This window comes from Pelotomaculum isophthalicicum JI, assembly GCF_029478095.1.
Lineage (GTDB): Bacteria > Bacillota > Desulfotomaculia > Desulfotomaculales > Pelotomaculaceae > Pelotomaculum_D > Pelotomaculum_D isophthalicicum.
The window spans coordinates 14,720-29,722 of sequence record NZ_JAKOAV010000013.1; the positions used below are offsets into that span (position 1 = coordinate 14,720).

General features: G+C 50.5%; 10 protein-coding genes. 9 read left to right on the top strand and 1 reads right to left on the bottom strand.

What is annotated here, in order from left to right; translation table 11 throughout:
• The first annotated feature begins 291 nt into the window (after positions 1 to 291).
• The 4 genes from L7E55_RS08310 (at position 292) to L7E55_RS08325 (ending at position 6,395) form a co-directional block, all read left to right on the top strand.
• Complete coding sequence (locus tag L7E55_RS08310) at positions 292 to 1,572, top strand: serpin family protein (protein ID WP_277443676.1); 1,281 nt, start codon at positions 292 to 294, stop codon at positions 1,570 to 1,572.
• A 123-nt stretch (positions 1,573 to 1,695) separates the two neighbouring features.
• Entirely contained in the window at positions 1,696 to 3,423 is a 1,728-nt protein-coding gene (locus L7E55_RS08315; protein ID WP_277443677.1) for a hypothetical protein, read from the top strand.
• 76 nt (positions 3,424 to 3,499) lie between these two features.
• A complete protein-coding gene (locus L7E55_RS08320; RefSeq protein WP_277443678.1) occupies positions 3,500 to 6,139 on the top strand; it encodes a protease complex subunit PrcB family protein in 2,640 nt (879 codons plus the stop codon).
• A gap of 55 nt (positions 6,140 to 6,194) precedes the next feature.
• Positions 6,195 to 6,395 (top strand): hypothetical protein, encoded by a 201-nt coding sequence (locus tag L7E55_RS08325; RefSeq protein WP_277443680.1) that lies wholly within the window; start codon positions 6,195 to 6,197, stop codon positions 6,393 to 6,395.
• Between the two features lie 162 nt (positions 6,396 to 6,557).
• Here L7E55_RS08325 and L7E55_RS08330 read toward each other — a convergent pair whose 3' ends face one another.
• A complete protein-coding gene (locus tag L7E55_RS08330) occupies positions 6,558 to 8,147 on the bottom strand; it encodes a fibronectin type III domain-containing protein (protein WP_277443682.1) in 1,590 nt (529 codons plus the stop codon).
• A 710-nt stretch (positions 8,148 to 8,857) separates the two neighbouring features.
• Here L7E55_RS08330 and L7E55_RS08335 point away from each other — a divergent pair.
• The 5 genes from L7E55_RS08335 to L7E55_RS08355 are packed head-to-tail and all read left to right on the top strand — an operon-like array spanning position 8,858 to position 14,890.
• On the top strand, positions 8,858 to 9,442 hold the full coding sequence (locus L7E55_RS08335; protein ID WP_277443683.1) for an RNA polymerase sigma factor: 585 nt from the start codon (positions 8,858 to 8,860) through the stop codon (positions 9,440 to 9,442).
• Complete coding sequence (locus tag L7E55_RS08340; protein WP_277443685.1) at positions 9,396 to 10,805, top strand: TolB family protein; 1,410 nt, start codon at positions 9,396 to 9,398, stop codon at positions 10,803 to 10,805. The genes L7E55_RS08335 and L7E55_RS08340 overlap by 47 nt, the downstream gene beginning before the upstream one ends.
• Positions 10,802 to 13,114: a hypothetical protein gene (locus tag L7E55_RS08345; RefSeq protein ID WP_277443686.1), complete on the top strand. Its 2,313-nt coding sequence runs from the start codon at positions 10,802 to 10,804 to the stop codon at positions 13,112 to 13,114. Before L7E55_RS08340 ends, L7E55_RS08345 begins: the two co-directional genes overlap by 4 nt.
• Positions 13,111 to 14,052 carry an ABC transporter ATP-binding protein gene (locus L7E55_RS08350; protein WP_277443751.1) on the top strand — a complete coding sequence of 314 codons (942 nt, stop codon included), beginning with the start codon at positions 13,111 to 13,113 and terminating at the stop codon, positions 14,050 to 14,052. The genes L7E55_RS08345 and L7E55_RS08350 overlap by 4 nt, the downstream gene beginning before the upstream one ends.
• Entirely contained in the window at positions 14,039 to 14,890 is an 852-nt protein-coding gene (locus L7E55_RS08355) for an ABC transporter permease (RefSeq protein WP_277443687.1), read from the top strand. Before L7E55_RS08350 ends, L7E55_RS08355 begins: the two co-directional genes overlap by 14 nt.
• Positions 14,891 to 15,003 lie beyond the last annotated feature (113 nt).

Sequence of the window (15,003 nt, forward strand, 5' to 3'; positions counted from 1 at the left end):
AAAATATATATTTAGCTTAGATAACACTAACTGATCAGTTATCTGAAATTAAGACGAATATAGTGTTGATAAAGTTCTGTATTTAAGATAAACATCAATATTTACCGATAATTTTCCGGACGCCTTACCACAGGAAGTTTTTATTTAGTAATATTCCCAAGGGGTAGTATATTGTAGTATATTATGGTTGTTTTTGGTGAACTAGTTAGTTCTTAACACCGTCTAAAATATAGAGGCATATTAAACTGATATATTACAGACGTTACAGATAAATGCAGAGAGGTGAAGAGGATGAAGGCAACAAAATTACTGGGGCTGCTGCTGGCAATGATATTTATTTTTACCGGATGCGGCAATTCTTCAACTAACATACAATTCAAAAAGCAGGCTGAGCTTAAAAGAATAGAAAATCCCAGCATATCCAATGAAGATAAGCTATACATGGCATCCAACACGGCAGGTATTCAGCTCCTACAAAAAATATCTGCGGAAAGCGAGGGGGAAAACACTATCTTCTCCCCTGTCAGTTTCTCTACCATACTTGCCGTTCTTGAGAATGGAGCGGCCGGCAAAACCCGTGATGAAATAGATGCAATCATCAATCCGGAGAGGCTTTCCACTGCGGAAGTGAATGAAAAATACTGCAATACCATCAATTACCTCATGAATTTGGGCTATAAGGAAAACGGTAATAAAACCACCCTTGTAGAACTCGCCAATTCTTTATGGATACAGGAAAATCTCCAGGTAAAAGACATCTTTTTAAAAGACTCCAATACCTATTACGGTGCCGAAGCATACAATGTCAATTTTGCGAATGATATCTGTATAAGTGCCATGAACCGTTGGATTGAAGACAAAACTCACGGCAGGATACGAAACTATTTATCCAAAGTTGAGCCCGGGACAGCCATGATTGCATTTAATTCCCTGTACTTTAAGGGAAAGTGGCAAAGCCCGTTTGATAAATCCAAAACGCAAAAGGAAGATTTCCATTTGAACAACGGTAATACTGTCAAGGTAGATATGATGAATGCTGAAAAACAGATTGGTTATTACGAAGATGAGCAAATCCAGGCCGGCAAGTTCAACTATCACGGCTGCAATATGCTGGTCATACTTCCGAAGGACAGTACTGATGAATATGCCCGTAATCTTAATTATGCCGATATTCAAAAAGCATACAGCAACTCAGAGAATATGAAAGTAAAAATAAAATTCCCCAAATTCAGCTTCAAGCAGAAAAACGAACTGGGCAGTCACCTGAAAAACATGGGAATGGTCACCGCCTTTGACAACAGAAGCGCGGATTTTACGGGGATTGCGGACCGGTCCGGGGACTTCAACCTATTTGTCAGCGATATATCCCAGGAATGCTTTATCAGTGTGGATGAGGAGGGTACCGAAGCTGCCGCCCTCACATCAGTAGCTTTAATGGGAGCTGCCTTACCCAAGGAAAACGCCCCCCCCGAGTTCTATTTAGACAAGCCATTTATATTTGTCATCAGTGACGACCGGACTGGATTGGTCCTATTTATAGGAAAGGTGGAAAACCCGTTGGGCAGTGAGTAATTTTACTCTTTATAAGTCGTCCTCGTTGAGGTTAGGCGGTTTGCACCTTGAATAAGGGTGCAAGGTTTGCCTTTAAGTCCTAGTAGATGGGTAAACTTAACGAAAAGAAGTGACATTAGTTAAATGCCTCAAAAAATTAAAACCGTAATTGTTTTCTCGCTTATTGCGTTCATCGTTGTTATAATAACAGGTTGCTCGACTCAGTCCGCGGCGCCGGACGGGTCCGGGATGGCCGGACGGTTTAGCCGGGCGGAAAGGCTCGGCCAATTTACCGAGGTCAACAGGTCCGTGGACTGCCAGGGAACCACTGTTACCATAGAAAAAGTCCTGTTAGACAAGACGGGTACGTTTATGATTGCCGCTGTTGAGGGAGAGATCAGGGGAAAGTTGGACCCGCTTAACGTCAAGCTTTTTGACGGGGAGGGCCGGAATCTGGGCTGGAATTCTTTCCAGCAAGAATATCCCGCAAAATTGCCCGGAGGTGAAACACTTTTAACCTTCGATCCGGTTGAAAGTCCTAATGAACCACTGCGTCTGGAATTTTCCGGCGGGCCGGTGGAGCACGAGAATGGGCCTGTTGTTCTGGACTTGAAAGATATCAAGTTTAAAAAAGTGGACAATAAATACGTCCATACATATCAACTGACTGAACTGGTGGAGAAAAACGGCTATAGTCTGCTGGTGGACGCCATTACTGCAGGCGTCAGTGAAACCCAGGTACATTACAAACTGACAGCGCGGGGAGATTATGACGGTGTAGCGCACGGCTGGCTGAATAATTGGGACAACCACCCGAAAGAAGATGCGCCGGCCATGTTTGACGGCGGGCGAAAGCTGGAAAGCCACTTGTCCAGCATCGACCACATCGGCCCGACCTACAAGTATTCCTTAAATGGAAAGACGGCAGTCGGCCGGGCTAATTTTGACGCGCTGGAAACGCGCGAGGAGCGGCTCAATCTTACGAATGTTTACAGCTATTATTCCATTGACCAAATAATTCCCCTGGAAGAGATCACGGACAAGGTCTGCATCAATAAAAAAATACCTGTCAAAGATTATACCGTTTGTCTCAATTCGTTAGTTAAAGAAGACGATGAAACCAGGTCGCTGGAATATGTTGTCCTGGATTCTGCCGGAAACAGCGTGGACGCTGTTATTGACGCCTGCGTATATACGTGCTCGCATGATTACAGGATGCCGCTTACTTATTTCAGACAGTTTAAAAATGCGCCCGGCGGGGGCAGGCGTCTGGTTATGGGTTGGCCGCCGGGCGAAAGCGAGGCGGAGATCTTGGAACAAAAGCCCGTTATAAAAATAACCAGGCTTGGTTTTAGGCAGGAAGACGCCGTATTGGACATAAACCTGGACAGTCCCTCAAAGCACCCGGATAACCATGAGGAAAAAGCGGTTATGGTCACTGTCAACAATTATTACAAAATTTTGGGCGACGCCCTGGCCAAAGATGACCAGGCTGCTTTTGAGAAGGAATACGGCTATCTTGAGCCGACAAGTGAATGGAGAGACGGCATCAACGGCTGGCGGCGGCTGTTTGACGCCTGGAGGCCGCTGGGGGTGAAGAAATACAGCGTTTCTTTTGAAGAACCTATTGTAACCATTACCGAAAATAACGCTACCGTGGAATTGGACGTGGTTGAAACAATATTAAGGAAAGGAGACAAGGAAACCGAGTCCCCTCATTTTTACAATTACTTGAAATTAAAAAACGGAGAAAAGTCTGCCAGGACCTTTAGCGCGGTGTTTTGCCTGGCAAAGGAACAAAATAAATGGAAGATAACCAAGGTTGATGAGTTAACCATATTCGAAGAAATGCAGGGAGTCAATTCATTTTAAAATTTAAATAAAGATGACAAATTGTTCCCCTAAAAGCAGGAAATATAGAATAAGATTGCACCAGGAGGTGGCTGACATGATTAAACCCGGCAAGATTGCCGTTTTCCCGGTTGTATTTTTATTGATTTTCGTTATTTTCACTGGGTTGGCCGGCAACCCCACGGATGTTTGGGCCGCTGAACAAAACTTGCTGGCCAACGAGGCTGGAGCGGCGGCAGCCGGTGAGTCATTAGATGAATTAAAGGCAAAACTGTGGCAGGCCACAAGCGATTATGAATTAGCAATGGTTGTTGGCGCTTTTGACACCCTGCCCGGACCGGACCCTGACGCGGCGCAGGTTTTGCTGGACTACCTGAGAGATAACAATACAAATGACGCCTTTAGCATCAAAAACATCTTGATCAGGTTAATGACTGACGAGCAGGTTTCTCAACTGGCCAAGGATATCGGCGCTTATCAAGAAGCCAATTCCATCCGTTACTTGATTCCTGTTTTGACGGAGCGCATTAAAAATTCAAATGATTTGACCAGCGCGGTTCTTTCCCTGCGAGGCAATTGTTTTTTTGACCAGGCATGGCAAAGGATTTTTGCCAATCCAACCGATATGGTGCGGTGGCTGGATGAGACTTACGTTAAACTAAGCGATCCAATCGCCAAGCGGCGTCTTGTCGACACGGTCGGGGGGTTTGCTCAAAGACAGATTGACAATGCCGGCCGCGCGGCTGTCACCGGCTGGCTGTGGCGCGCGCAGGAAAATGAACCGGATCCGGTTTACCGCTCCGACCAGCTTTGCACCCTCTATCAATTGGGAGAAACGAAAGCCTTGGAAACGTTAGGCAGCCTCTATTCCAGCCTTGCTTCCGTCAGGGATAGAGCCGGCTTGATTGATAGAATCGCCGGCATCGCTCACTGGCGATTAGCGGGAGCCGATAGGGAGGGCTGGATTGACTGGCTATGGAAAATCGCCGAAACGGACGCGTCGCCATACTGCCGCCAGGAATGCCTTGCAGCCCTCTACATGGATTTGGGCCAGGAAAAGGCCTTGGAACAGTATGTGCGGGACACGGACCGAAACGGAGTGGCTACTTTGGCGCAAGAAGATCATGCTTTCCGAATCGACGGGCTGAACTGGCGATTGTTGAGGGACGCTGGCCAGAAGTATCCGCAAAGCTACCTGGGGCGAGGGATCAAGGCGTATGAAGCAGTGCGGGGTATACCCTATTTTGAAATAGAGCGTGCCGAGGAACCATCATATAATGGCGTCTGGGCGCCTCCTTACGGGGACGAGGAGTATGATCCGGACCGGGAAATCCCTGGCTGGGAAAATTTTCTGGCAGAATTTCCCCGCCACCCGGCCGCGGACGACGCGGCTTACCGCTTGACGCGCTGTTACGAGATCAAGGGGCGTTTTACCGACGCTGTCAAAACGATGCAGAAAGTCCGTTTCTTGCCTGACGGAGACATGCGCTACGCGGCCGCCGGAAGATTGGTTTACATCCTGGATGTAAGGATGACTTATGAGCAGCTTGAGTCGCTGTCCGCGGAAAAACTGGAGCCGCCCCTGCAGGCGTTTGTCAGCTATTCCCTGGCTATAAAGGAGGTCCGCCGGGAGAATTACGCGCGGGCCGTTGCCGGGCTGAAGGAATTTTTAAAACAGGAGGAAGCTCTGACAGCCGATCAGTTTATTTTGCCCTTTGACTACCTCAACGATTATGACTATCTCAGTGAGAATGATAAATACGATTTTCGCGGATCAGTCGAAAAGCAGTTGGCCGAGGTAAAGAAGCTTGCCGGTTTACAATCTCAGTGGGCTGAATCAAAGGACCCGGCTGATTTATACCAATTAGCGGCGGCGATCTTTCATAACGAGATGCTTTACTATAACCACTTATGGGCAGGGGAGCGGCAATACTACAACTGGCTGGGATATATCAACGAAACGGGCCACGGACACGCGCCGGCGGAAATGGCTGTTTTCGTCCGGGATCTGATCAACTACAACCATAGCCTGCCGTATTTTCAGCAGGTCTGCCAGGATCAGTCCGTAGCGCCGGAGCTAAGGGCTAAAGCGCTTTACTCCACCGGCCTTTGTTACATCGGCCTGGACGAGTGGGGAGAGGACGCCTCGTTCGCCTTCAACTCGTCTGATATTCAGGGGAAAATCATTTCCACCTACCAGCAATTTGTCAAAGAATACCCGGATAGCAACATGGCCGACGATGCGCTACTGGCGCTCGGCGCATACACCGGAGATGTCACTTACCCGCAAAGAATATTGAAAGAGTACCCTGAGAGCGACACAGTAGAAAAAGCGAACGACCTGATCAAAGACCTTACAAAAGGGATGGGATCACCATATCATTGGTCTACTAACCAGTCAGTGCCTTTCAAGATCATGTCCCTGGATGACAAAAGCGTCCCGCGGGAAATCAGAAATTGGGCGGCTGCCAACGCCACGCGGCTTTATACCGGCTCTAAAACCTTTGGCGAATGGAGCTATTTTTGCGTCTCGGCAGGGGAAAAGTCCACCGCCGGTTATAGCGTGGGGATAATCGATATTATTAGTGAAGGCAGCGGCAAGCTGAAGGTTTATTACCGGATTGACAACCCGGCGCCCGGGGAGGTGGCGGCGCAGGTAATAACCCATCCGTCTGTCTTAGTCCGCATCCCGGCGACCGGCGCGGCGGTGGAATTTGCGGAAGGATTCCCGCAATGAAAACCAGATTAAATAACAGAATAAAGACCTTACACTGGCAAAGGAGTGTCGATGCATGACCAAAAAGGCTATTATCCTGGGTATCATTATTTCGTTGGTCCTGTACATAAATGCGTATGGTTTTGCGGCAGATGACAGTCAACCTGCAATAGTGCTGGACGGTGCTAAAATAGAGGCCGCCGCTTATATTTGCGGAGGAAATGTTTACCTGCCGTTGCGGGCGGTTGGTGAAGCGCTCGGCTATGAAATACAGTAGTCGGGAGAGGATAAAACGGAAGATCATAATAAACGGCGGCTGGCTAAAAGTCACGTATTAGCCGGATTAAATATAAGTTAAATATAATAAAAGGGAAACGGTAGGCGTTCCGTTTCCCTGATACGTTTATTCCTCTGACATACGCAAACTTTGATAGCCTGTTTACGGTGCTGGATATGTCACCGTAACCTCTTGCTTATCCTGGTCCCAGTCCACCTTAGAGCCCAGGCTTTCCGCGATGAAACGCAAAGGTAACATGGTTCTTCCCGGCGGGATGATAATGGGTGTTACGTTAGGGTTGGCAGGATCGATGAGCATGTATTGACCGTTGATCCGGGCTATGTTCTTATCGATCCAAAGTTCAATCACCTTATCTTTAAGAGATATGGTTACCTTTTCCTCACTATCATTCCAGGTCACCGAGGCCCCAATGGCTTCAGCAATAAACCGAATGGGCAAAACCGTCCGGTTTTCTCTGATCAGAGGAGACGTATCCATGGTCTTTGACTGATCATTCACATAATAAGTTGACTGGCCAATGTATAATTTAATCAAGACTTCCACTGAGCTGTATGTGGTGGCGCTTTCTTCATTGGAGTATTCCGAATCACCGTATGAGTTGTAAGCCAGCACCCGGTAGTAGTACTTAGTGTTATCGGTCAATCCATAATCAGTGTAACTAGTAGTGTTGGCATCTATCGTGGCAACCCGGGTGTAACTCCCGCCCGCTTCTTTACGCTCTACTATAAAATCGGTTTCGTTGCTGGAATTGTCATCCCAGGTTAGCATGATCGAAGTTGAAGACAGTACTGTGGCAGTCAGGTCGGAAGGTGCTGCCGGCACAGTTCCGGTGGTAACATTGACTTCGTTGGAATAGACGGAATTGCCGGATGAATTGTAAGCCAGCACCCGGTAGTAATACTTAGTGTTGCCAGCCAATCCAGAGATTGTGCAAGTAGTAGTGTTGGCATCCACCGTGGCAATCTGGGTGTAACTTCCGCCCGCTTTTTTGCGCTCGATTATAAAACCGGTTTCGTTGCTGGAATTGTCATCCCAGGTTAGTGTGATTATTGTTGAAGACAACACCGTTGCAGTCAGGTCGGAAGGTGCTGCCGGTACTGTCCCGGTGGCAACATTGACTTCGTTGGAATAGGCGGAATTGCCTGATGAATTGTAAGCCAGCACCCGGTAGTAGTATTTGGTGTTGTCAGCCAATCCCGTATCGTTATAGCTGGTTGCATTGGCCCCAACTGTGGCAATCTGGGTGTAACTTCCGCCCGCTATTTTACGCTCGATTTTAAAACCGGATTCGTTGCTGGAATAGTCATTCCAGGTTAAATCAATCCGGGAAGAAGACACTGCCGTAGCGGTCAGGTAGGCTGGTGCCGCCGGAACAGCCCCGGTGGTAGTGGCGCTATATTCATTGGAATAGTCGGAATCGCCGGATGAATTGTAGGCCCGCACCCGGTAGGTGTAGGTAGTATTAGCGGCCAGGCCGGTATCAGAAAATGCGGTGACGTTATCCACCACTGCAATTTCGGTATAACCATTACTCCCTTCAGCACGCTCAATTTTAAATCCTGATTCGTTGTTAGAGTTATCTGTCCAGGTCAGGTTGATCTGGCTCATAGAAACCGCGACCGCCGTCAAGTTGCTTGGTGCCGTGATTTCCGCCGCTTCCACAGAAACCACCCAAGATACGGCGAAGATTAAACAGCACAGCGTAATCGCAAGCAATTTGGATTTCCTCATCTTACCACGCTCCTTTTTCTAAAAAGATATATATTTAGCTTAGATAACACTAACTGATCAGTTATCTGAAATTAAGACGGATATAGTGCTGATAAAGTTCTGTATTTAAGATAAATGGCAATATTTACCGATAATTTCCCGGACGCCTTACCGTAGGAAACGTTTATTCTGTAATATCCCAAGGGGTAGTATATTCTAGTATATTGTGGTTGATTTTGGTGAACCAGTTAGTTCTTTGCACCGTCTAAAATATAAAGGCAGTCCTTCTAGTTTCGGTATGGGTGGCTTGTTCCATTTAATGTTTTCCGTTGCTAGCTTATCGGCTGAGTTGCTCTGCCTGCTCTTGAGCCTGGTCTTGGTCAAAGCCTACGGAAATAATCTTTTTAAATTCCTGTTCGTGGTTTACACAATACCCCTTGGTGTTACGGTTTGTTGCCGGTTTATTGGTATACGCCCTTTTTGCTTATAGGGAGTCACGATAGTGATTTCCGCATAATTAGCAAATTAGTCAACCTTTTAGAACTAGATTATACTCGCCAGAAAATAGCATGGGAGTTATTTTTATATATTTAACGTTACATTTTGGATGCCTGGCCGTCTATATGGTAGACAGGCCGAACAGTAAATTTATATATAAGTTTTTTAAGTTTTCACAATCTGAGATTGTAGTGTTTAAGCAGCATGGAGGGTTTTTGGGGGAGTGTTTTATAATGATGCCAGGAATTGGGCCGGAGCATGTTCTCGGTGTTTCCTTTGAGGAGCTTTACGACCTGCATTTTGATGCTGTAAACAGGTATTTGCGTTACCGGATCAGCAGTTCCTGGGATGCCGACGACCTCACTGCCGCGGTTTTTTTGAAAGCGCTGGAGAATTTCCATAAGTACCGGGGGGATGCTCCTTTCGCGGTATGGCTTTTCCGGATAGCCCATAACGCGTATGTTGATTACCTGCGGGGACGCCGGGAAAGGCCCTTCCCAGAAAGTCAGTTGGTGGTCCCAAACGCCATACAGTCCAGCCCTGAAGAAGAACTGTTGCAGGATGAAGAAGTGAAGCTGTTAAGAGACATGCTGGGGCGGCTTCCCCCGGAACAGCGGGATGTGGTTTCTCTGAGGTATGCCGGGGAATTAAGGTTTGGCCAGATTGCCCAGGTGTTGGGGAAAACGGAACCGGCTGTTCGCATGATTCACTACCGTGCGTTAAAGGCACTGCGAAATGAATATTTCAGCAACAGAGAGGGGGGTGAAAGGATTGCGCGGGAAAATCACTCCATTGAACGCACATTGCAACAAGGGTAAAAACCGGGTTCAGCCGGATATTAAGTCCGGTGGAAGTTCACTGGACGAACTTTTGAACCACATGCGGCGAGTGCGGGAAGCCGTCCCGGTCAACGAGCGGCTGAGAGGAGAGTTGAGGGCGCGGTTGGCCGGGATGCAGGTTGAAGACGGCGCGGACCGGGGACGACCAGCCGCGGCATCAGGCGCGAAGGGTGGAATGCCTTCCTTTTTCCTCGCACGTAGCTTGAGCAGGCGTCCGGGTTTGTTGTGGTTGATCCCGGCAATGCTGCTGCTTGTGATTGTATGCTGGATATGTTGGTTGCTGATGGCGCCAAAATTTTTGGAGGCCGGGCACTCCAGAGAAATAGTACGTTTCTGGCTGGAAAAAAGCCCGCTGGATTTTACCTGCGGAACGCAAGAGCAAGGTTTTATTGCCATAAGGGGTGGGTCCTTGCATCTGCTGGACCAATACGGCAATCAAACTGGCGCGGTTAAGCCTCCCAAAGGTCAGTCCTATACTTCACCCGCCCTGTCCCGGACCGGTGACAAGCTGGCGCTGGTACGGCGTTGCGATACAGGCGGCGAGGAAATTATCACGGCGCTCATGCCGCCGGGCCCGTTGGGCACCGGCGCCGCGCAACAGGTGGAAGTAGCTTTGACGAAAGATGAAGTATTGCTGGCAGCCGGGCAGGAGAAGGACTTTTCCAGCCTGGCCTGGTCGCCCGACGGGCAAACCCTGGCTTATGTCCAGAGTGAACCCGGAGGGCAGAATGAGGTATACTTGCTGGCAAAGGGTAAGGAACCGGTATCCCTGGGTATGGGAAATCATCCCGCATGGTCCCCGGACGGTTCCCGGCTGGTGGTGGAACGGGCTGGAGACAACGGGCAGCCGGAGCTTTGGATAACTGGTCCCGGAGAGAACGGCGCGGTCTTTCTTACGGAAGGGGAACGGCCGGCGTGGGGAGCACAGGGATACCTTGTTTATATCAAGTCTACAACTACCGAACGGGTACTCACCTACAGCCCAGACGGCGCACCACTGTTCACAGTACGGCAGGAGCAGGGGGAAATCAGAACAATCAACCTGGGCCGTAGAGGAGATATTGTGTTTAAACAGCCGGGCCGACGTTCCTGGCCCGGTGACCGGTTGCTATTGGCTCCGGATTCCAGGTCCGGGGCGGAAGAACTGAATTGGCTGCGAAATTTGGAGCTTGAAGGTATACGGGAACCCCGGACATTGTTAATGGGTAAGGCAAATAATTTTCAAAAAATTGGTTTTAGCCCGGAAGGTAAAACCATGCTGGTAGCCCGCCAGGATGGTGGGACGGTGGCGCTGTTACGGGTGGATTTACAGGAAAGATTGACCAGAGGTGAACGGTTATGAGAAAAAACTTTCTATCATTTGGTAATATTTTAATTTGCGCTGTCCTGGCTATGGCAGTTGTATTCGCGGCTTTTCCTTCTTGTGCCGCGGCGGCGGTGGGAATGAAAGTACGGCCCGGCCTGGGCGGTTTGTATAAAACGGATCAGCCCCTGGAGTTGATGGTCACTGTGGAAAACTCGGGTCCGGGGTTTGCCGGCCTGCTCAGGGTAAGACATTATGATGAGCGTATACCTGACGTGTCCCGGTTTATCATTGACGTAAACGTCCCGGCGGATGCCCTGGCGCAATACCGTATGGTGATACCAGGCGAACTGGCCGCGGAGATGCCGGTTGTTGAGCTTGTTTCCGGCGACCTGGTGCTGGCCAAGTCACGGGTGGAAGGCGCGGCGGTGAGTGGCGGCCGGGTTGCCCTGGCCTTAAGTGGGGAGATCATGGGAAGCGGCTTACAGGCATGGCTGTCCAAAAGCACGGACTCTAAAATAAATTTGAAGTACTTGTCGCCTGGAGAATTGCCCGCGGATAGCCTGGTATTGAACGCCGCGGACATCATTATGGTCGATGTCTCCAGCATGACGGCTTTGACTGACGGACAGATCCGGGCGTTGAAAAATTGGGTATACCCAGGCGGCACGCTTGTGCTGTTTGGCGGCGCAGGGGCCGGAGAAGGCGGGGTATTTTCGGAAATTAGCCCGGTCCTGGTTACCAGGAAGAAGATGGTGGGCGGAGAACTGGCCGGCCTGCGTTCAGGCGGGCCGCTGGAAGTGGCCTCCGGTGAGCTAGTGGCCGGAAATGCCCTGGCCGTGGATACCGGCGTCCCGGTGTTGGCCAGCCGCGAGTTGGGGCGCGGGCAGGTGTTTTACTGTGGAGCAGCCTCGCGGGATCTAGGCAGCGAAGCCCAGGGGATCTGGTCGGCTTTGTTTGGCACAACTTCAGACCAGGGCAATGTAACGGGTAAACTCAAACGGTCTTCCCTGCCGCATATAAACATTCAAGACAACCTCACCCAGGCAAGTTCGTATATACCAGGGCTGGCAGGCCCGCCGCTCCCGGTGCTGGCGTTGTTATGGTTAGTCTACGCGGCAATTGTGGGACCACTGCTGTACTTCCTCCTGCGCCGCGCGGACCGGAGGGATTGGGCCTGGGCGCTGGCGCCCGCGGTGGCGCTGGTTGTCGCCGGTTGTTTCTACCTGCTGGCGCCTGGCAACCGGCTGCAGAATTACCTGTCCCAAACACTTGCCATAGTTGAAATATTTACACCAGAGTTGGCCGAGGTACAGGCAGGAGCCTCCGTTGTGGCTTCGAAGGGCGGTGATTTTATCCTCAATGTCGCTGAAAATATGTATGCCTTACCGGCAGGAAACAACGGCGACCCTTCCATTGCGCCCGCCCTGGTCCATCAGGGTGGCGAGAGGATCAGCATCGACTTTAATGGAATCGAATACGGAACTCTAAAAGGGGTTTACGCTTACGGGCTGCAACGGGGTTTTGGCAGCATTGAAGGCAGCATATACCTAAACGGGAGTACTATAGAAGGTGATCTGGTAAATAAAACCGGCCTGGATTTGCGGGACAGCTCACTGCTTTTGGGCGGCCGGGCGGTTAAAATCGGCGAATTTCCCGCCGGGGGAAAGACGCATATTGAAGAAACACTGGAGAGATGGGATGGAATAGTCAGCAGCCCGCAAACGCTCTTGTTCGGGATGAGCGGTGATGACCAGGCGGTGGGTCCGTTTTTCCGTGAACGCCAGATGATATCCAGCGCTGTAAGCCAGGGATACGGCAAACTGGCCGGTATTCAATTTTGGGGGTGGCATGACGGGCCGCCCGGAGTTATTGAAGTGGCCGGCAAACCAGGCTTGAAAGAGGAACACGGGCTGGTTCTGGTAAAACAGGTGATTAACATGGACTTAAAAGGAGAGTTCCACCTTCCAGCCGGTTCTATAATACCCTATTCCGTGGATGATAACGGCAGACTCGGATACGGCGCTGAAGGAAGATTGATGATGACTGGCAGATCGCAGGAACTTATTTATGATCTCAGAGACGCAAAGATCGGGTCGGACTGCCGGATTGACGCCCTGGATTTTCAGACAGTCCAGGGGCAAGTTCCCTACTCGGCGGAAATATATAACCGGCAGCAGGACAAGTGGGAGCCGCTTCCCGGCGAGGGGAGAAAAATTGTCGCCGATGAATTATCGCGGTACTTGGACGACTATAAGGTGAGGGTAAAGTGCACACGAACAGGCGATATATACGAGCCCTATCCGGTATGGCCGGGGCTGGCGGTGGAAGGGGCGTGTCTATTATGATAGAGTTTAACGGGGTAAGCAAAAATTTCGGAGCCGCCAGGGCGCTGGACCAATTCAGCCTGACAGTCCGCGAAGGCCTGGTTTACGGACTGATCGGGCCTAACGGCGCCGGTAAGACCACGGCTATGAGCATCCTGGCCACCCTGCAACTGCCTGACGCGGGCACGGTCACGGTGGACGGCCGGGATGTCGTCAGAGAAGCGGGGGAAGTGCGGGGCAGGATCGGGTATATGCCCGACTTTTTCGGTGTATACGACGATCTGCGGGCTGCCGAGTACTTGGAGTTCTTCGCCGCCGCCTACCACATACCCGCCGGGCGGCGGTCCCGCTTGGCGGCGGGGCTGCTGGAACTGGTCGACCTGCCGGATAAGGCCGGTGTATATGTTGACTCCCTGTCCAGAGGGATGAAACAGCGGCTGGCGTTGGCGCGCTGCCTGGTGCATGACCCGAAGGTGTTGATTTTGGATGAGCCGGCTTCCGGACTTGATCCCAGGGCCAGGGCGGAGATGAAAGAAATTATCAGACACTTAAAACAGATGGATAAAACGGTTTTGATCAGTTCGCACATTTTACCGGAACTTGCGGAGATCTGTGACGAGGTAGCCATTATGGACCAAGGAAAGCTGATTGCCTGCGGCACAGTGGCGGAAATAACCGCCTTCTCCCGCGGCGCCAGGCAGATGAGGATAGAGGTCTTGGACAGGGTGAAGGAACTGGCCGATTACTTGGCCACCCGGCCTGGTGTCAGCGATTCTCACGCGGACGGGCCGACGGTGCAGTTCATTTTCAGCGGGGAACAGGCGGAGCAGGCAGAACTCTTGCAGGTAATAATCACTGCCGGTTGGCCGGTGACTGAATTTGGAGAAGTTAAGCGCAACCTGGAAGAAGCCTTTATGGCCGTAACCGGTGGGGAGGTGGAGAACGATGGCGGAAATTAATCCGGTAATGCTGAAAGAGTTGCGCCAGCGCTTTCGCAATAAAAAAGCGTCATGGCTGCTGGCGCTTTACCTGCTGGTTATCGGCGCTTTTGTTCTGGGTTTCACCTACTTGAATTGGCGTAACGCTCCTGGGTTCTACCAACCCTCCCGGAGCCGGGAAATTTTTATTTTTCTCAGCGTCGCCCAACTGGTCCTGCTGGCTTTCGTCACACCGGGGCTGACCGCCGGTGTGATCAGCGGGGAGCGTGAGCGGCAGACACTAAATGTACTGCTGACCACCCGGCTGACCGCCTGGCAAATCATCTGGAGCAAACTGGTTTCCTCCAGTGCTTTCGTGGCGCTGCTGGTGGCAGCCACCCTGCCTCTTTACAGCATTGTTTTTCTGTACGGCGGCGTCTCGCCTGGGCAGGTGACGGGGGTATTCGGTTTTTACCTGGTGACCATGTTTCTGTTTGGCTGTATCGGTGTGGCCTGCTCAGCTTTTTTTAAAAAAACGGGAGTCAGCACTGTCACGGCGTACGGGCTGACCTTTGCCCTGTCGGCAGGCACTGCGTTGCTATCCATATTCCTAATATTGCTGGACCGTTCCCACCGGATGACGACATCAGCGACGTCGGGCCTTCCCTTGCCCCCTGACTTTACTACCGGAGTGGCGCAGTTTTTACAAGAAACCAACCCTATCTACGTACTGATGGAGATACTCGGGACAAAAGGGATGGAAAAGGGGTTTAATTTCGGCTTGCCGTACTGGGGTGTTTATGCCATTGTATACTTAGTTGCCGGAGCCCTGCTTTTATATTGGAGCGCCCGCCTGCTGTCCCCCCGGAAGAAAGATTGATTTTAATAAAACGGAAAAATGCTAAAGAAACTACTCCCGGTTAATTTTTTATTGATTTACACTATTTTCACTGGATTAACCGGCAAACCCAAGGATGTCCGGGCTGCTGAATA

Bases quoted from the DNA above. Each gene is read 5' to 3' on its own strand.
- L7E55_RS08310 (WP_277443676.1), top strand. From the start codon at position 292: ATGAAGGCAACAAAATTACTGGGGCTGCTGCTGGCAATGATATTTATT.
- L7E55_RS08315 (WP_277443677.1), top strand. From the start codon at position 1,696: ATGCCTCAAAAAATTAAAACCGTAATTGTTTTCTCGCTTATTGCGTTC.
- L7E55_RS08320 (WP_277443678.1), top strand. From the start codon at position 3,500: ATGATTAAACCCGGCAAGATTGCCGTTTTCCCGGTTGTATTTTTATTG.
- L7E55_RS08325 (WP_277443680.1), top strand. From the start codon at position 6,195: ATGACCAAAAAGGCTATTATCCTGGGTATCATTATTTCGTTGGTCCTG.
- L7E55_RS08330 (WP_277443682.1), bottom strand. From the start codon at position 8,147: ATGAGGAAATCCAAATTGCTTGCGATTACGCTGTGCTGTTTAATCTTC.
- L7E55_RS08335 (WP_277443683.1), top strand. From the start codon at position 8,858: ATGATGCCAGGAATTGGGCCGGAGCATGTTCTCGGTGTTTCCTTTGAG.
- L7E55_RS08345 (WP_277443686.1), top strand. From the start codon at position 10,802: ATGAGAAAAAACTTTCTATCATTTGGTAATATTTTAATTTGCGCTGTC.
- L7E55_RS08350 (WP_277443751.1), top strand. From the start codon at position 13,111: ATGATAGAGTTTAACGGGGTAAGCAAAAATTTCGGAGCCGCCAGGGCG.
- L7E55_RS08355 (WP_277443687.1), top strand. From the start codon at position 14,039: ATGGCGGAAATTAATCCGGTAATGCTGAAAGAGTTGCGCCAGCGCTTT.